Source organism: Pantoea sp. GCM10028869, assembly GCF_042666835.1.
Classification (GTDB): Bacteria; Pseudomonadota; Gammaproteobacteria; order Enterobacterales; family Enterobacteriaceae; genus Pantoea; species Pantoea leporis.
In genome coordinates this window covers 489,393-507,496 of the sequence record NZ_JBHTGO010000001.1, presented here as the reverse complement: position 1 = coordinate 507,496, position 18,104 = coordinate 489,393, and the positions used below count along the sequence as shown (strand labels likewise).

Here is an 18,104-nt window from a genome sequence, read left to right as displayed (position 1 = left end):
CTCTTCTGTTTTTTAAAACAACATTATTGTCTTCACTACTTTTCAATCAAAATCATTGAGGTTTCTAAATGGACGTAGTTCAAAGATTTTCACGTAATGTAAAGTTGCGAACCAAACTTACAATATCCTCTATGCTCAATATCGCGATGCTACTTTTAGTGGCGTTACTCGGATTAAATTCGCTGTTCTTAGCGGAGACCGGCGTTAATGGCATGATGAAAGACGATTACCCGACTATTGCATTGGGCAACCGATTAATTGATGAGATCAACGTAACGGTGCAGCAGCAGGCGCTGCTGCTGAGCCCGATTGATGCGCAACGCCGGACAACGATTCAGAGCAATCTTCAGGATGCCTCAAAGAAAATTACCGAAACCTACAAGCAGTTAAATAAGCTGGCTACCGATGATGAATCAATCGCATTTCTCAAGCGCGTGGAAGTGAGGCGAGCAGAGTTCCTTAAAGAGCGAAATGTATTCTTCGATTTAGTGAATAGTGATGTGACAAAAGCAGTGAATTTCTATTTTTCTACGCTTGCCTCAGCGCAAAGAAATTATATCGATGAGGTTGAGGGGTTTATTACCCTGCAAGAGCAGCAAATGGATGGCTCCTATAATAATTTTATGGCGTCATACGGCAAAACTAAAATTTCCATGCTGATTATTTTTGTAGTGGCTATTTTACTTTCAGCATTTATTGGCTGGATTATTATTCGCTCGATTACAGTGCCATTGAAAAAAGTGATCGCCTTTCTTGGTCGAGTGGCGGATGGCGATCTCAGTTCTGATTTTCATGAACAGCGAAAGGATGAAATGGGGCAGTTAATTAACGCCATCCAGCAGATGCAGGAAAAGATGTCGGATATTGTCAGTCATATTCGCATTAGCGCAGAACAGATTTCCGGCGGCGCCAGCGAAATCATGTCGGGCACCAACGATCTCGCGGCGCGTACGGAAGAGCAGGCCAGCTCGGTAGAGCAAACGGCGGCCTCGGTGGAGGAGTTCAGTGCCACCATTAGCAACACGCGTAATAATACCCACGTTGCCGCCGATCTCTCCGCTAAGGCGGAAACCACGGTAGGACGTAATGCCAGCATGATGGACAACGTCGCCAGCAAAATGGCCGAAATCAATGATTCTGCCAGCCGCATGGCAGAGATCATCAACCTGATCGATTCAATTGCTTTCCAGACCAACATTCTGGCGCTCAATGCTGCGGTAGAAGCCGCACGCGCGGGTGAACATGGTCGCGGTTTTGCCGTGGTGGCGCAGGAAGTCCGCGCGCTGGCGCAGAAAACCGCCACCTCATCGCATGAGATCCGTAATTTGATTGAGGAGTCGTCCACGCGTATTGCCGATGGGCGCGATATGGTGACGGATGCCAATAAATTGATGAACGGCATGATGTCGAACGTGGCTGAGATGAAAGAGTTGCTGGTGCAGATCAATCAGGCCAGCAGCGAGCAGGCCGACGGCATCAGCCAAATCAACACCGCGATTAGCCAGATTGATATCACCACGCAGCAGAATGCGTCGCTGGTGGAACAATCGCTGGCGGCGTCGGCGATGCTGAGCGAGCAGGCGGCGAATATGGTGAATAGCGTAAGCGTGTTTACGCTGCGTCAAACCGCTTAATGCGAGGGTGATCCAGAACGGCATATGCGTTCTGGATCTTTTTTTAAATTGCCGGATATTCGCCGGTACCTTCTGGCCACGGCGTCAACAAATCAAAGCCGGTTTCGGTCACGGCGATGGTGTGTTCCCACTGCGCTGACAGCGAGCGGTCTTTGGTGACCACCGTCCAGCCATCGGACAGTACGCTGGTGCCGGCTTTACCCGCGTTGATCATCGGTTCGATAGTGAAAATCATGCCCGCCTGTAACGCCAATCCCGTGCCTGGCGTGCCGTAATGCAGAATCTGCGGATCGCCGTGATACACCTCGCCAACGCCGTGACCGCAATATTCGCGCACCACCGAGAAACCGGCTTTTTCCGCTACCTGCTGAATGGCCGCCCCGATATCGCCTAAGGTCGCGCCCGGCTTTACCACTTTGATACCTGCCACCATCGATTCGTAGGTGATATCCACCAAACGTTTGGCGCGCACCGACGGCTGGCCAACGTAATACATGCGGCTGGTGTCGCCGTACCAGCCATCTTTAATGATGCCGACGTCTATGTTGACGATGTCGCCATCCTTGAGCTTTTTCTCGCCCGGAATGCCGTGGCACACCACGTGATTCACTGACGTACAGGTCGTTTTGCTGTAACCGTGATAGCCAATATTTGCTGGCACTACTTTTAGTTCGTTTACCACGTAATCATGACAAATCGCGTCCAGTTCATTGGTGGTGACGCCCGGTTTAATGTACGGAGTGATGATCTCCAGCACTTTAGCGGCGGCGTGTCCAGCGGCACGCGCCAGTTCGATCTCTTCAGCGGTGTGCAGTTTGATGCTCATTACGCGATTCCCTGCGAGGTGAATAAAGGATGGTCGAGCAGTTGCGCTAAATCCGCGCCGCTGTCGCGTTCAACGCGCATCAGCAAGCGCGTCAATTCCTGATGATTGAGTGACGGATAAATCTCGGCCAGCATGCCGATCTTCATCCAGTGTTCCGCCTGCGCGTTGATGGAACGGCTCATCGCCGTGCTGGCGATGCGCAGATTCTCATGCATTAAGTCAGAGATTTTTACGATGCCCATGGTGCAACCTATATATGAATCGTATGTGATATGTATATAGGTTACCGTTTTAGGCTGGGACATGCAAAAAGGGGGTGAAGCCAATCCATGGCGGACAAAATCCTAAGGCGCCTTACTCAGACTTCGTTGGAGGACGACGACTTATTTTGCCTCCTTTCCGTCCCGCTTCAACGGCGCGTTCAGGATCGTTTCTGAAGTTGCCTCCACTGGCTTTGCCTCCCGCCTTGCCAGCTTCTTTCGCACGTTCTGGATCGTTAGCAAAATTCCCTGCGCCGCCTCTGTAGCTCTGTTTGTTCATAGGAAGACCTCTTATCAATGTTCCGTTAGATTTGAGGACTAGCTAGTCACGCTGCAATTTTAGTTCGCCGTTGCGTTAAAGCCAGGCCGTAAACGCCGATCATTGAAAATGATCATTAAGCGCGAGGAAATTTGTCGAATTAATAGTGACCTTCGTCACAATTTACAATTCCTGACTATACTTCTGCCTTTTGGGTTTCAACCTTTGCGCTACAAGGCGCGTTCAATATGCAGGGAACAGGAATGGACACATCGCAGCAAAACAGTGACGACGATTCAGCGCTAAGTAATCTCACCGTTAAACAGCGCATCTTCTTTGTGGTACTCGTAGCGACAATGGGTGCTCTGGCTTTTGGTTATGACACCGGGATTATCTCGGGTGCCTTGCCGTTTATGACCTTGCCGCCTAATCAGGGCGGTCTTGACCTCACACCGTTCACCGAAGGTTTAGTCACTTCATCCCTGATCTTCGGTGCCGCGCTGGGTGCTTTCCTCAGTGGTTATTTCTCCGATCGCTTTGGCCGACGCATTACGCTGCGTTCTCTGGCGCTAATTTTTGTGCTGGGCGCGATTGGTACCGCGTTAGCGCCAAACCTGCACGTAATGGTGGCGATGCGTTTTCTGCTGGGGATTGCGGTGGGTGGCGGTTCCTCAACCGTACCGGTGTTTATTGCCGAAATTGCCGGGCCAAAACGGCGTGCGCCGCTGGTGAGCCGCAACGAGCTGATGATTGTTTCCGGTCAGCTGCTGGCTTATGTGGTCAGCGCGGTAATGAGTTTCACGCTCAACGATCCGCATCTGTGGCGTTATATGCTGGCGATGGCGATGATTCCTGGCGCGTTGCTGTTTATCGGCACCTTCTTTGTGCCAGCGTCGCCACACTGGATGGTGGCAGAAGGGCGCATCAAAGAAGCGAGCCGTATCCTGCACAAACTGCGTGAAACGCCGCGCGAAGTGAAAAAGGAGATGACGGAGATGCGCCAGCACGCTAAAGCGGCGCGTCAGGGGCCCTCAGCGCGTGAACTGCTGCAAGAGAAATGGATTCTTCGCTTGTTACTGGTGGGCGCGGGGCTCGGCATTGTTATCCAGTTCACCGGCGTGAATGCCTTTATGTACTACACGCCCGTGATTCTGAAAACCACCGGTATGGGCACCAACGCCTCGATTGCGGCGACCATCGGTAACGGGATTGTTTCGGTGCTGGCGACCATGGTGGGCATCAAAGCAGTGGGACGTTTTGGACGTCGTACTATGCTGATGACAGGTTTGTCGGTAGTGATCGCCATGCAGCTGGTACTGGGCTGCGTGCTGCTGTTGATGCCACAGGACATGACGCAAAGCATCTTCGCGCTGGCGGCGATCCTGGTGTTCCTGTTCTTTATGCAGATGTGCATTTCGCCGGTTTACTGGCTGCTGATGTCGGAGCTGTTCCCGATGAAAGTGCGCGGCGTGCTGACCGGCGCTGCGGTTTCGTTCCAGTGGATCTGTAACGCGGCGGTGGCGTTTGCCTTCCCGCCGCTGCTCTCCGCCACCGGCAATGGCGCGTTCTTTATCTTTGCAGCCATCAACGTCGGCTCGCTGATCTTCGTAATCACTATGCTGCCGGAGACCAAAGGCAAATCGCTCGAGCAGATCGAAAATGAGATGCGCGAGCGGTTCAGCGAGCAGGAGCAGGATCAGCAAACCGCGTAGCGGCGCTTGAGAATTCCTGGTCACGGGAGGAAGATACGCATCTTTCACCGGGCCAGGATTTCCCATGTTAATCACCGCCGAGAACACGCGCACCTTCAATACCGACATTCGCCTGGCCTGCACGCTGGCCGCCGTTGCGGGCGCACTTAACGCCGCAGCGTTTGAAACGGTCGGCTTCTTCTCGGCGAACATGACCGGCAATGTCTCCTCACTTTCCGACCATCTGGCCAAAGCTAATCTGCACGTCGGCCTGTTTTTTCTGCTCATCGTGCTGCTGTTTATCGCCGGATCTTCTGTCTCAACGCTGATAATCAACTCCGGCAGACGGCGCCAGATTCGCGGCATCTACGCCATCAACATCCTGATTGAAGGCATCGCTTTGCTGCTGCTCGGCGTGATTGAAAGCTGGTTTCGCTTTAGCGGCTCTGGCGTGTTGCTGGTGCTGAGCCTGAGTTTTTTGATGGGATTGCAAAACGCCGTTGTGACGCGCATCTCCAACGCCCGCGTGCGCACCACGCACGTTTCTGGCACCGCGACCGATATCGGCATTGAGCTGGCGATGCTGTTTGATGTGCTGCGCCGCAAAGAATCCCCCAAAGATGCGCCGCTCTACATTGAGCGGCTTAAGCTGCATTTTTACACCGTGCTGGCGTTTTTGGCCGGCGGTGTGTTGGGGATTTGGCTGCTGCAGTGGATGAGTTATCTGCTGCTGATGGTGATCGGTGCGCTGCTCAGCGTGCTGGCTTTGGCGGCACTGAAACGGATCTGATCGGTGAGCAGCTTCACAGTTTTCCGCATCGTTCGCTAAAACTGCTTGCCACTTTTTCCGCGCTGTTAGCATGATAGCCCCCGTTAAGGATTGTTACTGTTCGGCAGGCAAAACCTGAGACGCGCCCTTTTTCAGTTGAAGAGGGCGCGTCTCAGGTTTTTTTTTGCGCGAAATTAGGGACGAAACTCAGAACGCAAATTCCGTAGCGGCGCGATTTATCGCGCAATAAATTGCGCCGCTACGGAATCTGCAGTGATGGAATGCAGTAATCAACTTGTCAGCATCAGGGCATGGTTCAGGAGAAAGAGTGATGCAATATCAGGAACTGGCGGATGACATCGTTACCGGTGTTGGCGGCAAAGAGAACATCATCAGCGTGATGCACTGCGCCACGCGCTTACGCTTCAAACTAAAAAACAGTCAAAAAGCGCAAACTGCGGCGTTAAAAGACAATCCTGGCGTGATCATGGTGGTAGAGAGCGGCGGCCAATATCAGGTGGTGATTGGCAATCAGGTAGCGGAAGTGTATCGCGAACTCACGTCACGTCACGGGCTGGATAATCAGAGCGAGGCCGCAGATAACGCTGCACCGCAAGGCTTATTTGCACGCTTTATCGATCTGGTTTCCGGCATCTTCACCCCCTTTATCGGCGTGATGATCGCCACCGGCATCATCAAAGGGTTGCTGGCGTTGGCGTTGGTGCTCGGCGTGATGAGTGCCGACAGCGGCAGCTACAAAGTGCTGTTTGTTGCCAGCGACGGTTTGTTCTACTTCTTGCCGATATTGCTCGGCTACAGCGCCGGTAAAAAATTTGGCGGTAATCCGTTTGTCAGCATGGCGATTGCCGCTGCGCTGGTGCATCCAATGATTCTCGAAGTGCTGCAACAGCAGCAGCAGGGCAATGCGCTGACCTTCATCGGCATCCCGCTCGAAGTGCTGAACTACAGCTCGTCGGTGATTCCGATTATTTTCGCGGCCTGGGTTTCCAGCCTGATTGAACGCTGGGTGCATCCGCGTTCTCCCAGCGCGGTGCGTAACTTCACTACGCCGTTGTGCTGCCTGCTGATCACCGTGCCGCTGACGTTTCTGGCGATTGGTCCGGCGGCGACCTGGCTGAGCCGCATGTTGGCCGAAGGTTATTTGTGGATTTACAGCCTGAGCCCCATGATTGCGGGTGCGGTGATGGGCGCGATTTGGCAAGTGTGCGTGATTTTCGGTCTGCATTGGGGCTTAGTGCCGATCATGCTGAACAACCTCGCCAACTTTGGTCACGACACGCTGCTGCCCTTGCTGATGCCTGCGGTGCTGGGCCAGGCGGGCGCCACGCTCGGCATCTTCCTGCGCACCCGCGAAGCGAAACTGAAAGCGATGGCGGGGTCGGCTTTTACCGCCAGCATCTTCGGCATCACCGAGCCGGCGGTATATGGCGTGACGCTACCGCGCCGTCGTCCGTTTATCTTCGGCTGCATCGGTGGTGCCTTGGGCGCGGCGATCCTTGGCTTCTGGCACACCACCATTTACTCCTTTGGTTTCCCTAGTGTCTTCACCTTTATTCAGGTGGTGCCAAACAGCGGCATTGATGCCAGCGTGCTGGCGGCATTTGCCGGTGCGGCGGTGGCGCTGATCTTCGCTTGCGTCAGCACTTATCTGTTCGGTCTGACCGAGCTCGCAACCGAAGCGGTTGCGCCGCCGGCAGCGGTTGATCCGCCCACCAGCCTGACGCGCCGCGAAAGCGTGGTCAGTCCGATGGCGGGCGATGTGATTCCGCTCGATCAGGTTAAAGATGAAACTTTTGCCAGCGGATTGCTCGGTAAAGGCGCGGCGATTATCCCGCAGCGGGGCCGCGTGGTATCGCCGATCGATGGCGTGGTGTCGTCAATGTTTCGCACCGGCCATGCGATTGGCCTGACATCGGCGCAGGGTGCAGAAGTGTTGATCCACGTTGGCCTCGATACCGTGAAGCTCGATGGACACTATTTCTCACCCAAAGTAGCGAACGATCAGCCGGTCAAGGTGGGTGATTTGCTGCTGGAGTTTGATCTCGATGCGATTAAAGCCGCAGGCTTTGACGTTACTACGCCGGTGCTGGTGAGTAATAGCGATGACTTTGTGGATGTGTTAACCCTGAGCCGCACGGCCGTGAGCGAAGGCGCTCCGTTGTTGGCCGTGCTGAAATAATAGAGGAGCAAACAGATGACTAAACGTTTCCCGGACGGATTTTTATGGGGCGGCGCCGTTGCCGCAAACCAGGTTGAAGGCGCGTATCAGGAGGGCGGCAAAGGTTTATCGACCTCCGACCTGCAACCCAAGGGCATATTTGGTGCACGCGTCGAACGCAGCGGTGACGATTTTGGCATCAAGGATACCGCCATCGATTTCTATAACCGCTTTCCGGAGGACATCAAACTGTTCGCCGAGATGGGCTTTACCGTACTGCGTACCTCGATTGCCTGGACGCGCATCTTCCCGCAGGGCGATGAAGCGGAACCTAATGAAGCGGGATTAGCCTATTACGATCGCCTGTTCGATGAGATGGCGAAATACAACATCACGCCGCTGGTGACACTGTCACATTACGAAATGCCGTACGGCTTGATCAAAAAGTACGGTGGCTGGGGCAATCGCATCACCATTGATTGCTTTGAACGCTATGCGCGCGCGGTGTTCACCCGCTTCCAGCACAAGGTGAAGCTGTGGCTGACCTTTAATGAGATCAACATGTCGCTGCACGCGCCGTTCACCGGCGTTGGTCTGGCGGAAGAGAGCGATCAGCAGGCAATCTATCAGGCGATTCATCATCAGCTGGTGGCGAGCGGACGCGCGGTTAAAGCCTGCCATGAAATCGTTAAGGACGGCAAAATCGGCAACATGCTGCTGGGCGCGCTGCTCTATCCGCTGAGCTGCCGTCCGGCGGACGTGCTGGAAACCTTGCAACAGAACCGCGAATGGCTGTTCTTTGGCGATGTACAGGTGCGCGGCGCGTATCCGGCCTATATGAAGCGCTTCTTCGCCGATCGTAACATCAGCATCGAGATCACCGATGCCGATAAGCGCGACCTGCAAAACACCGTCGATTACATCTCCTTCAGCTACTACATGACCGGCTGCGTTACCACTAACGAAGAGGAGAATCAGAAAGCGCGCGGCAACATTCTCTCGATGGTGCCAAACCCGCACCTGCCGAGTTCCGATTGGGGTTGGCAGATCGACCCTGAAGGGTTGCGCATTCTGCTTAACATCCTCTATGACCGCTATCAAAAGCCACTGTTCATCGTGGAAAACGGGCTTGGTGCCAAAGATGTGGTGGAAGCGGACGGGCAAATTAACGACGATTACCGTATCCAGTATCTCAACGATCATCTGGTGCAAGTACGTGAAGCGATTGAAGATGGCGTCGAGGTGTTGGGGTATACCTGCTGGGGACCGATTGATTTGGTCAGCGCGTCAAAAGCCGAGTTCTCCAAGCGTTATGGCTTTATCTACGTGGATCGCGATGATGCGGGCAACGGCACGCTGGCGCGTTCACGTAAGAAGAGTTTCTTCTGGTATCAGGACGTGATTCGTAGCCATGGTGCAGCATTGAAATAAGTGAGTTGAATGAAGGGTGCGCAATCATGCGCACCTGGTTTACGCCTCATCCGCATCATCCTGCAACGCAAGCGTCTCTTTGAGTACCCGCTCAATATGAATGGTGAGAAACATGCGTTCCTCGCTGGAGAGCTGATACAGGTATTTCTGCTGAATATGCTGGTCAATCTTCACTGCACATTGATAGGCGAGCGGATATTTGTCGCGCACCACATCATGTAAAGATTCATCCTCGCTCCACACGCCGCGTTTGCCCAACATGCGTTGCGCAAAGAACTTCAGATGGTTGACGAAACGGTTGTAGCTCAAGCTCTCTGTGCGGTAATCCAGCTGCAGGCGATACTTCACGATATGCAGGATTTCCTGCATAAATTGCGTGATGTGAGAAACATCGGCGAAATCACTACCAAGCTGCGCATTCACCAGATGCAGCGCGATAAATCCGGCCTCATCTTCAGGTAACTCCACGCTAAGCCGTTTGTGAATCAGCGCCAGCGCTTCGATACCGAGGGAAAACTCTTTCGGATAGAGCGTTTTGATCTCCCACTTCAACACGTTACGAATCGGGATGCCTTGCTGGTGGCGCTCAATCGCAAAATGGCAGTGATCGCACAGTGCGATGGAGAGGCTTTCATGCAGCGGCTGGCCCAGTTGCTGACGCGCATTGGCAATAATCAGTTCGCTGGTGGTGATCACCTCGAGCGGGATATCCGACAGCAGTTCGCTGAGCCGGCCCGTTAAGGTGTCGCTTTGCAGCGCAAACACTTTTTCGATCTGCTGTGCATCCAGTTCGTCGCCAACGCGCTTCTGAAACGCCAAACCGCGTCCCATCACCACCTGTTCTTTGCCGTTGTCGCCCAGCACCACCGCGACATTATTGTTGAGGATTTTCGCGATTTTCATTTTTATTTGCCCTGAAAATAAAAAACCTGACCCACCGGAAGGACGGCGTGTCAGGTTTTGCCTGCGCTGAACGCAGTAACAATCTCGCCAGATCATAATCGGCTCTGCTTTCCCGACAAGCAGAGCGACAGTTAAATGTGAAATGCATCATATTTCCAGCGCAATGAATCAGATGCGTTGATGGCGCAATTTAATGAATGTAAGGATAGCGTAAGGAAATGATCAAATTTCTATAAAGTTTGCGTTAAGGCTGTCGATAGTACCGTAACGTTAAATTAACAGGAGTTGCGGACATGACTGGGATTTCAACATTAGGCGTCGGTTCAGGACTGGGTTTAAGCACCATTCTCGACAAACTGACCGCGGCAGAAAAACAATCGCTGGCACCGATTTCCAAACAACAATCCGCTGCGACCGCGAAGTTGTCCGCCTACGGCACCCTTAAAACCGCGATTCAGACCTTCCAGACGGCTAACAATAAATTAAACGATGCCGCGCTTTATACTTCGACGACCACAGCATCCAGTTCAAGTGCGTTTAGCGCCGATTCCAACGGCAATGCGCTGGCGGGAAAATACACCATCAGCGTGCAGAACTGGCGCAATTCCAGACGCTAACCAGCGAGACAAAAACCGATATCAAAGCGGCGATAGGTAGCGATGCCGCGTCCAGAACCCTGAAATTTGTTAACGCGGAAGGTAAAGAGAAGAGTATTACGCTAACCAAAGATCAGACTTCGCTTTCGGCGATTCGTGACACCATCAACAAATCCGACGTTGGCGTTACTGCAAGCCTGATCAAGGTATCCGCCACGGAATACCGTTTGTCGCTGACATCATCGGCATCCGGCACCGCCAATGCGGTGAAATCGCTGAGCGTGACCGGCGATGATACCTTGCAGGATTTTATCGGCTTTGATGCATCAGATGCGGCCAGCAGCGGCATGGCGCAAAGCGTCGAGGCGCAGAATGCCAAGCTGACCGTAAACAATGTGGCGATTGAGAGCAGCAGCAACGTTATCACCGACGCGGTGGAAGGCATCACGCTAAAGCTCAACGATGAAACCAGCGGCAACCAAACGCTGACGGTGAGCAGCGATACCAACAAGGCGAAAACCGCCATTACCGATTGGGTGAATGCCTATAACTCGCTGCAGGATACGATGGCGAGTTTGACTAAATACACGCCAGTGGATGCGGGTAAAGACCCGGACGGGAAGAATGGAGCGCTGCTCGGTGATGGCACACTACGTAATATTCAGGTGCAACTGAAAAGTATTCTGGCCAACAGCTCGGGTTCAGGTGTTTATAAAACGCTATCTCAGGCGGGCATTACTACCGATCCCACTAACGGCCAACTTAAGCTGGATGCCACCAAACTGACCACCAGCTTGCAAGTGAAACCAGAAGCGATTCGGGACATGTTTGTCGGTGATGGAAAAAAAACCGGTGTTTCGACGGTGCTGAACACCACATTCACCGCATTTCTCAGCAGTAAAGGTGTGTTGCAGGGCGCGACGGATTCCATCAGTAAAAAACTCAATACGCTAACCGATCAGTACAATACCGCCAGCAAACGTATTGATGACACGATTGCGCGGTATAAAAAGCAGTTCACCAATCTGGATAAGATGGTCAGCGTGCTGAATAACACCAGCAACTATCTCACCGAGCAGTTCAGCAAGAGTACAAAGACCAATAAGTAAGCGTAAAGCAGTCGCCATAAATGGCGATCGCTATTTCTGAAACTAGCCTTACTTTTTCTTATTCAGCATGGCCTTCAAATCGGCAAAAGGATTATAGGTGGCTTCACCAACATCCTTCTGCGCATCTTCACCTGCCACAACACGTGTGCCGTACTGATCCGCTTCGGTGTATTTCGAGTGCTCGTGATCGTGACAATAGAGGCATAACAACTCCCAGTTACTGCCATCTTCCGGGTTATTGGTATGGTCGTGATCGATATGGTGAACGGTTAATTCGCGCAGGTTGGAATAAACAAATTCACGCGAGCAGCGGCCGCATACCCACGGATAGATTTTCAATGCTTTCTCACGATAGCCGCTTTCCAGCCGCGAGTAGTTTTTAGGGATCAGAGCCATTGCCGACGTTGCCTGTTAGAAAGAGATAAAGCGACATGTTATCTGCACATCCCGCAGCTGCCAATGATGTTTATCATTCCTGAGCATCCGTTCTAAAAAACCGCCTACACTAGTTTGTAACTACGCGGAAATAAAAGGCCGCCCGACCCCGTTCGATGGAAATTCACTCATAAAATGATGCCCGTTAATGATTCTCCGTCGGTAAGCCGGATGCAACGTATCGCTTTGACTATGATGGTGGCATTGCTGGCGACCATCCCTCTATGGACTAACAAAATTTATTATCGGGATGATCTTTACCGGATATTAGATGGGGATAGATCAACATGGCTAAGTAACGGGAGGCCGGGCACCTGGTTATTACAATCCCTGATCTCTTTTGGTGATACGGTCAGCGATATTTCTCCGCTTAATTTACTGCTCGGATTGCTGGCGCTAAGTATTGCTGCGGTATTTTTCACGGAAAGATTGAGAATTCCGCTGGCGGGTTTCTGGTCATTTCTCCCGCCACTATTTGTCATTCTTAATCCCTTTCTGACGCAGGGAATGCTCTATACCTATGACAGTCTCACCATACTTCTGTCATTTGCAGGCGCCATGCTGGCAAGCATGGTTAATCGCGCAAAGCCTTTTCAGGAGATCGTTTACACGGCGCTGATATTATTGCTGATTCAGACACTCTATCAGCCAGGGCTCAATGTCTATATTGCCTGCGTAGCCTTGCTGGTCGTCTCTCGACTGGTAAATGATCAATCCAGCTGGAAGTGGCTGTGCGGGAAAATAGTGGCGCTGGGCATTGCCATCCTGACTTATAAACTCGCGATGAATTATTTATTGCCGGTGAAGATCGACTGGTACAGCATGAAACACAGCAAGCTGTTATCACTGAATTCCGATTCTCTGCAAGTACTTATCAACACTATTAAGGCGTTCAGTGACCTTTTTCTCAGCGCCTATCCGCGCGGCATGATGGTATTTATAGGGCTGCCTATGCTGATAATGTTTTCAGGCCTTGTTTTGATGGTTCGAAACTTAAAACAGCAGCAGAAGTTGACGCTAAGTGCGGTCTTAATGCTGTTCAGTGCGGGATTGATCGTCATCATCGCCATCCCCGGGCTTTCATTGGCCTTAGCCACGCCGTTATTTGCACCGCGTATGCTGGGCGCGTGCAGCATTACTTTCCTGTTCTGTTTCTATGTAGCCGTTTATTCATTACCTGCAATAAGAAGCTGGCTGGCGGGATTGAGTGCGATATTGCTGTTTTATCATCTGGTGGTGATGCTGGTCACTTTTAACACTGTAGTTAACGATCAACGTTATCAAATGGAGGTGATGAATCAGATCAAAATCACGCTTTCTGCTCCCGCTGCCCAATCGATTGATTCACTCGCCTTTATTGGGCAGTTGAATGATGCTCCAGAAGTACAAACCAATATTCGTAACTTCCCCATCATCGATCATATTCGGATGAAAATGTTGGGTGAGTCTGAACCGTGGATATGGCTGGCGCTGATCAAACATGTAGGTTTGAGATTGAAAGCGGTGAAAGCAACGGATGAAATGAGAGTAATTAAACCGCGTCAGGTTCTGGCGCAGGGACCCGATTATGACGCCTTTCAGGATGGGCAAACGATGGTGATTGATTTTAGAAAATCGGGTGGGCAGATTAATAAACTTTAATTCAACGGCTCAGTCCGGTTGCGGGTGGGTAATAATCCCGGACTGAGCTTTTATCTGGTGTTATTTATTCAACAGTTCTTTGCGAACAATTTCTGCACCTGCACTCAATGCATCTAGCTTGCCTCTTGCCACACCGCGTGGCAGAGGAATCATGCCGCAGTTGGTGCAAGGGTAGAGTTTATCAGCATCAACAAACTGCAGGGCTTTACGCAGCGTTGCTGCAACTTCTTCTGGCGTTTCAATGGTATTGCTTGCCACGTCAATGGCACCAACCATCACTTTTTTGCCGCGAATCAGTTCCATCAACTCCATCGGCACATGCGAGTTTTGACACTCCAGTGAGATGATATCGATATTCGACTTTTGCAGTTTAGGGAATATCTCTTCATATTGACGCCATTCTGTGCCCAGCGTCTTTTTCCAGTCGGTATTCGCTTTGATGCCATAGCCGTAGCAAATATGCACTGCGGTTTCGCATTTCAGCCCTTCAATGGCTCTTTCTAAGGTTGCGATACCCCAATCATTCACTTCGTCGAAGAAGACGTTAAATGCCGGCTCATCAAACTGAATAATATCGACGCCCACCGCTTCTAACTCTTTCGCTTCTTCATTGAGAATTTTAGCGAATTCCCATGCCAGTTTTTCGCGGCTTTTATAGTGGTTGTCATAAAGCGTGTCGATCATGGTCATTGGACCCGGCAGCGCCCATTTAATAGGACGATCAGTTTGCTGACGTAAAAACTTTGCATCTTCAACAAACACTGATTTTTGACGACTCACCGGACCCACAACGGTCGGCACACTGGCATCATAACGATCGCGGATTTTAACGATCTCGCGCTTCTCAAAATCTACGCCGTTGAGATGTTCAATAAAGGTGGTGACGAAGTGCTGGCGGGTTTGCTCGCCGTCACTGACGATATCAATTCCTGCCTGCTGTTGATCGTCCAGGCACAAACGCAGCGCATCTTGTTTGCCGTCGGTTAATTCCTGATCTTGCAATTTCCACGGTGACCACAACGTTTCCGGCTGAGCCAGCCACGATGGTTTCGGTAAACTACCAGCAGTGGAAGTCGGTAATAATTTTTTCATAGCAGGTGACCTTATATTTTTATCGGTAATCAAAGAACGGGAGTAAACCATTGCTCAAGAAGAGTTTGATATGGCTTAATGAAGCGCTCTTCCGTGAACTTTCCTTGTTCAATAGCCAGATGGCTACGTTCTTCTCGATCATAAACAATTCGCGTTAAAGAATAATCCTGATGGCTCAGGCTTGGCTGATAGTGTCTACCAGCTGCAGAATTCGCATTGTAAATCTCAGGGCGGTAGATCTTCTGGAACGTCTCCATGGTGCTGATGGTGCTAATCAGCTCAAGATTGGTGTAATCACTGAGTAAATCGCCATGGAAATAGAATGCCAGAGGCGCAGCACTGTTTGCCGGCATGAAATAGCGTGCCCGCAGGCCCATTTTGCCGAAATATTCGTCAGTCAGAGAAAGTTCATCCTGCTGATATTCAATGCCCAATACCGGATGTTCATTACCGGTGCGGTAATAGGTATTTTTACTGGATACGCTCAGGCAAATAACCGGCGCTTTATTGAAATTCGCTTTGTAAGCTTCTGAGTTAACGAAATGCTTGAAGATGTTGCCATGCAGATCGCCAAAATTATCTGGCGTGCGGAATTCAGTATGGTTCTTGTTGTGCTCAGACAATAAAACGCTGAAATCATAATCACGCACGTAAGAAGAGAAGTTATTTCCAACAATCCCTTCAATGCGTTCGTTGGTTTTTTTATCAACGATATTGGTCTTCAATATTTCGATCACCGGGAAGGTGCTGTTGTTGCCCTCGGCACCCAGATTCAGCTCAGCAGAAATAATCTCTAGCTCAACCGCGTAACGATCGCTTTTAGGGTTGTCCCAATACGCCAGTGAATTGAAACGGTTATCAATCATCACTAAGGCGTTGCGCAGGTTCTCCTGACGCTTCTCACCACGCGCCAAATTAGCAAAGTTGGTGGTGATGCGTGTATTGCCAGAAGGATTGTAATTTTCGTCGAAACGAAGGCTCTTAACCGTAAAAGTAAAGGCGTTGTTCATTCTAGTCTGCTATCCCGGTTAACAATAAAAAGCCATGCTGTCGCTGGATTTCAGGATTTCCCAATGCTTTTGCAGGGTACTTTCATTCAGCAGGCTTGATATTATTTTAAGTTATTAACAATGGTACTTTTATGCCTGAGTCACTGGTTGAAAAAAAGTGATTTAATTTCATCGAACATGAAGGAATTTCATGATGAGGAGAGGAGGATGAACGGCGCTCACTGTAGCCAGCCTGTTCAACCTGGCAGAGGCTCTACAATTAAAGGTATACTCTTCCACAAATTTTTAACCGGTTAAGACACGACAATGGCAAAACTCACCTTACAAGAGCAGTTGCTGAAAGCAGGCTTAGTCAGCAGCAAAAAAATGGACAAGGTCCAGAGAACCGCTAAGAAATCACGCGTTCAGGCTCGTGAGGCCAGAGAAGCGGTGGAAGAGAACAAAAAGGCTCAGCTTGAGCGTGATAAGCAGTTGAGCGAACAGCAAAAGCAAGCGGCGTTATCGAAAGAGTACAAAGCGCAGGTTAAGCAGCTGATCGAAATGAACAAAATCGATATCTCTAAAGGCAATATTGGTTTTAATTTCACCGACAATAATTTGATCAAAAAAATCGACGTCGATAAGCAAACGCAGACACAACTGATTAATGGCCGATTGGCGATTGCGCGCCTAGCCGTCGATAGCAAAGGCGAGAGCCAATACGCGATTATTCCCGCCAGCGTCGCCGATAAAATTGCACAGCGTGATGCGAACAGCATCGTGTTGAATAGTGCATTGAGTCAGGAAGCGCAGGATGAAGACGATCCGTACGCTGATTTCAAAGTGCCTGATGATTTAATGTGGTAAGCACAACGCCGGTTGCGCTGTCAGAACGGGCAGGCACACTTGGCGTTCATGCACTCGCCGCTGACCGGATGAACAAACTTCAACTCGCTGGCGTGTAACATCAGACGCGGGGTGTGTTCGGTCCCCGCCAGCATAAGACCGCCATACAGGTCGCAACCCAAAATCGGATGGCCCAACAGCTGGCAATGGATACGCAGCTGATGGGTGCGTCCAGTCTCTGGCGTAAGTTCCACCCGCGTTAATGGCATGAACGTCTTATCTTCCAATAGGTGATGAGTGCGCTCAATCATCTGATAGCGTGAGCGAGCTGGCTTACCATTGATTGGGCAAATTGACATCAATGGAAATAGCGTCGGATCTTTGGCAATCGGCGCGTCAATCACACCTTCGTCGTCATGCAGATGCCCGCACAACAGTGCGCGGTAAATCTTGGTCACGCTGCGCTGGCTGAACTGCTGGCAAAGTGCGGCATTGATCGCCTTATTGCGGGCAATCACCATTAACCCTGATGTGCCGAAATCCAGACGATGCACCAGCGTGCAGCCGGGAAAAAGCTTCACTAACCGATGATGCACAGAATCGAGATTGCGCGGATTTTTCCCCGACAGGCTGAGCAGACCAGCTGGTTTATTGATCAGCAGCAGATGATCGTCCTGGTAGAGAATCTCAATCTCTTCAAGACATTGCGGGGCAATAAAGGTATCGATAATCGTAGACATCAGGCTGCCCGGCTGACGAAGGGATGCGGATAATAGCGAATTTTGCGGCAACTGGCGAATCCGGGCATGTGTCTATTCGCTCAGGCGAAAATTATCGTCCAGACTTAAAGCAAAGACGTGGTCTGCGCAGGCAATGTGCTTTACACTGCGCGCTGAAAAAACTGAGTAGATAACGATTAGGTAGGCGGCAATGGCGATGAACGGAACGATCACAACCTGGTTTCAGGATAAAGGTTTTGGATTTATCAAAGATGAAAATGGCGATAACCGCTATTTCCATGTGATTAAGGTCGCTAACCCTGAGCTGATCAAGAAAGACGCGGCGGTGACCTTTGAACCCACCACCAATAACAAAGGTTTGTCAGCGTATGCGGTGAAGGTCTCGCCCGAGAGCAAATACATCTATATTGCCGGCGAGCGCATTAAGCTCACGTCGATCAAATCTTATGTGGTTTACAGCGAAGAAGTGCCGGTTGAAACGCGCATCGATAAAGAGAATACCGTGCTGTCGGTAGGTATTCTGATGAATAGCATCAAGCCGAAAACAGACGTTAAGCCGGATGAAACGCGCTCACTGAAAAAACTGGCGGTAACCACCTTTCAGGGAACGACTTTGATTTTCACGGCGGATGAAATTGATATTGATGCCACGGTGAAAATGCTTAAGGTGTGAAGATATTGTGATTAATTCTCAGCGGAAATCC

Annotated in this window: 16 protein-coding genes and 1 pseudogene; 9 read left to right on the top strand and 8 right to left on the bottom strand. The window is 50.9% G+C overall.

Annotation, left to right across the window (positions count from 1 at the left end):
* Positions 1-68 precede the first annotated feature (68 nt).
* Positions 69-1,634: a methyl-accepting chemotaxis protein gene (locus tag ACFQW4_RS02405; protein ID WP_280173029.1), complete on the top strand. Its 1,566-nt coding sequence runs from the start codon at positions 69-71 to the stop codon at positions 1,632-1,634.
* Positions 1,635-1,677: 43 nt separating this feature from the next.
* Here the strand turns inward: ACFQW4_RS02405 and map are convergent, their stop codons facing one another.
* The 3 genes from map to ACFQW4_RS02390 form a co-directional block, all read right to left on the bottom strand.
* Positions 1,678-2,460: a type I methionyl aminopeptidase gene (map, locus tag ACFQW4_RS02400; protein ID WP_377723541.1), complete on the bottom strand. Its 783-nt coding sequence runs from the start codon at positions 2,458-2,460 to the stop codon at positions 1,678-1,680.
* Positions 2,460-2,702, bottom strand: coding sequence for a ParD-like family protein (locus ACFQW4_RS02395; RefSeq protein ID WP_008106304.1), 243 nt, complete (start codon positions 2,700-2,702; stop codon positions 2,460-2,462). The genes map and ACFQW4_RS02395 overlap by 1 nt, the downstream gene beginning before the upstream one ends.
* Before the next feature lie 112 nt (positions 2,703-2,814).
* Positions 2,815-3,000: a general stress protein gene (locus ACFQW4_RS02390; RefSeq protein ID WP_101761305.1), complete on the bottom strand. Its 186-nt coding sequence runs from the start codon at positions 2,998-3,000 to the stop codon at positions 2,815-2,817.
* Between the two features lie 242 nt (positions 3,001-3,242).
* Here ACFQW4_RS02390 and ACFQW4_RS02385 point away from each other — a divergent pair, with 242 nt between their 5' ends.
* The 4 genes from ACFQW4_RS02385 to ACFQW4_RS02370 all read left to right on the top strand — a co-directional run bounded on the left by ACFQW4_RS02385 (position 3,243) and on the right by ACFQW4_RS02370 (position 9,049).
* The gene (locus ACFQW4_RS02385; protein ID WP_217547960.1) at positions 3,243-4,691 is read left to right on the top strand and encodes a sugar porter family MFS transporter; all 1,449 of its coding nucleotides are present in this window, start codon (positions 3,243-3,245) and stop codon (positions 4,689-4,691) included.
* A 64-nt stretch (positions 4,692-4,755) separates the two neighbouring features.
* The gene (locus ACFQW4_RS02380) at positions 4,756-5,460 is read left to right on the top strand and encodes a YoaK family protein (RefSeq protein ID WP_377723538.1); all 705 of its coding nucleotides are present in this window, start codon (positions 4,756-4,758) and stop codon (positions 5,458-5,460) included.
* Between the two features lie 310 nt (positions 5,461-5,770).
* Entirely contained in the window at positions 5,771-7,639 is a 1,869-nt protein-coding gene (bglF, locus tag ACFQW4_RS02375) for a PTS beta-glucoside transporter subunit IIABC (RefSeq protein WP_377723536.1), read from the top strand.
* A 15-nt stretch (positions 7,640-7,654) separates the two neighbouring features.
* Entirely contained in the window at positions 7,655-9,049 is a 1,395-nt protein-coding gene (locus ACFQW4_RS02370; protein ID WP_377723534.1) for a glycoside hydrolase family 1 protein, read from the top strand.
* Between the two features lie 39 nt (positions 9,050-9,088).
* On the opposite strand, the gene licT is transcribed toward ACFQW4_RS02370, so the two are convergent.
* Entirely contained in the window at positions 9,089-9,952 is an 864-nt protein-coding gene (licT, locus tag ACFQW4_RS02365; RefSeq protein WP_377723532.1) for a BglG family transcription antiterminator LicT, read from the bottom strand.
* Between the two features lie 293 nt (positions 9,953-10,245).
* On the opposite strand from licT, the pseudogene fliD reads away from it, so the two are divergent.
* A pseudogene (fliD, locus tag ACFQW4_RS02360) lies at positions 10,246-11,657 on the top strand (flagellar filament capping protein FliD).
* A 48-nt stretch (positions 11,658-11,705) separates the two neighbouring features.
* Here fliD and yajD read toward each other — a convergent pair.
* Positions 11,706-12,053 (bottom strand): HNH nuclease YajD, encoded by a 348-nt coding sequence (gene yajD / locus ACFQW4_RS02355; RefSeq protein WP_101761311.1) that lies wholly within the window; start codon positions 12,051-12,053, stop codon positions 11,706-11,708.
* A gap of 210 nt (positions 12,054-12,263) precedes the next feature.
* Here yajD and ACFQW4_RS02350 point away from each other — a divergent pair, with 210 nt between their 5' ends.
* Positions 12,264-13,733 carry a glucosyltransferase domain-containing protein gene (locus tag ACFQW4_RS02350; protein WP_280173032.1) on the top strand — a complete coding sequence of 490 codons (1,470 nt, stop codon included), beginning with the start codon at positions 12,264-12,266 and terminating at the stop codon, positions 13,731-13,733.
* A gap of 60 nt (positions 13,734-13,793) precedes the next feature.
* On the opposite strand, the gene ACFQW4_RS02345 is transcribed toward ACFQW4_RS02350, so the two are convergent.
* Together ACFQW4_RS02345 and ACFQW4_RS02340 are read right to left on the bottom strand one after the other, a co-directional pair.
* Positions 13,794-14,825 carry a methionine synthase gene (locus ACFQW4_RS02345; protein WP_101761313.1) on the bottom strand — a complete coding sequence of 344 codons (1,032 nt, stop codon included), beginning with the start codon at positions 14,823-14,825 and terminating at the stop codon, positions 13,794-13,796.
* A 29-nt stretch (positions 14,826-14,854) separates the two neighbouring features.
* Complete coding sequence (locus ACFQW4_RS02340) at positions 14,855-15,835, bottom strand: DUF1852 domain-containing protein (RefSeq protein WP_377723529.1); 981 nt, start codon at positions 15,833-15,835, stop codon at positions 14,855-14,857.
* A 306-nt stretch (positions 15,836-16,141) separates the two neighbouring features.
* On the opposite strand from ACFQW4_RS02340, the gene ACFQW4_RS02335 reads away from it, so the two are divergent.
* Positions 16,142-16,681 (top strand): DUF2058 domain-containing protein, encoded by a 540-nt coding sequence (locus ACFQW4_RS02335; protein WP_101761315.1) that lies wholly within the window; start codon positions 16,142-16,144, stop codon positions 16,679-16,681.
* Between the two features lie 20 nt (positions 16,682-16,701).
* On the opposite strand, the gene ACFQW4_RS02330 is transcribed toward ACFQW4_RS02335, so the two are convergent.
* Positions 16,702-17,400, bottom strand: a complete 699-nt coding sequence (locus tag ACFQW4_RS02330) for an RluA family pseudouridine synthase (RefSeq protein WP_377723526.1) — start codon at positions 17,398-17,400, stop codon at positions 16,702-16,704.
* Positions 17,401-17,590: 190 nt separating this feature from the next.
* Between ACFQW4_RS02330 and ACFQW4_RS02325 the strand changes: the two genes are divergently transcribed.
* Positions 17,591-18,073 (top strand): cold-shock protein, encoded by a 483-nt coding sequence (locus ACFQW4_RS02325; RefSeq protein ID WP_377723524.1) that lies wholly within the window; start codon positions 17,591-17,593, stop codon positions 18,071-18,073.
* Positions 18,074-18,104: the final 31 nt, after the last annotated feature.

Bases quoted from the DNA above. Each gene is read 5' to 3' on its own strand.
- licT (WP_377723532.1), bottom strand. From the start codon at position 9,952: ATGAAAATCGCGAAAATCCTCAACAATAATGTCGCGGTGGTGCTGGGC.
- ACFQW4_RS02340 (WP_377723529.1), bottom strand. From the start codon at position 15,835: ATGAACAACGCCTTTACTTTTACGGTTAAGAGCCTTCGTTTCGACGAA.
- yajD (WP_101761311.1), bottom strand. From the start codon at position 12,053: ATGGCTCTGATCCCTAAAAACTACTCGCGGCTGGAAAGCGGCTATCGT.
- ACFQW4_RS02325 (WP_377723524.1), top strand. From the start codon at position 17,591: ATGGCGATGAACGGAACGATCACAACCTGGTTTCAGGATAAAGGTTTT.
- ACFQW4_RS02350 (WP_280173032.1), top strand. From the start codon at position 12,264: ATGCAACGTATCGCTTTGACTATGATGGTGGCATTGCTGGCGACCATC.
- ACFQW4_RS02405 (WP_280173029.1), top strand. From the start codon at position 69: ATGGACGTAGTTCAAAGATTTTCACGTAATGTAAAGTTGCGAACCAAA.
- ACFQW4_RS02390 (WP_101761305.1), bottom strand. From the start codon at position 3,000: ATGAACAAACAGAGCTACAGAGGCGGCGCAGGGAATTTTGCTAACGAT.
- ACFQW4_RS02335 (WP_101761315.1), top strand. From the start codon at position 16,142: ATGGCAAAACTCACCTTACAAGAGCAGTTGCTGAAAGCAGGCTTAGTC.
- ACFQW4_RS02380 (WP_377723538.1), top strand. From the start codon at position 4,756: ATGTTAATCACCGCCGAGAACACGCGCACCTTCAATACCGACATTCGC.
- ACFQW4_RS02370 (WP_377723534.1), top strand. From the start codon at position 7,655: ATGACTAAACGTTTCCCGGACGGATTTTTATGGGGCGGCGCCGTTGCC.
- bglF (WP_377723536.1), top strand. From the start codon at position 5,771: ATGCAATATCAGGAACTGGCGGATGACATCGTTACCGGTGTTGGCGGC.
- ACFQW4_RS02330 (WP_377723526.1), bottom strand. From the start codon at position 17,400: ATGTCTACGATTATCGATACCTTTATTGCCCCGCAATGTCTTGAAGAG.
- ACFQW4_RS02385 (WP_217547960.1), top strand. From the start codon at position 3,243: ATGGACACATCGCAGCAAAACAGTGACGACGATTCAGCGCTAAGTAAT.
- ACFQW4_RS02345 (WP_101761313.1), bottom strand. From the start codon at position 14,825: ATGAAAAAATTATTACCGACTTCCACTGCTGGTAGTTTACCGAAACCA.
- map (WP_377723541.1), bottom strand. From the start codon at position 2,460: ATGAGCATCAAACTGCACACCGCTGAAGAGATCGAACTGGCGCGTGCC.
- ACFQW4_RS02395 (WP_008106304.1), bottom strand. From the start codon at position 2,702: ATGGGCATCGTAAAAATCTCTGACTTAATGCATGAGAATCTGCGCATC.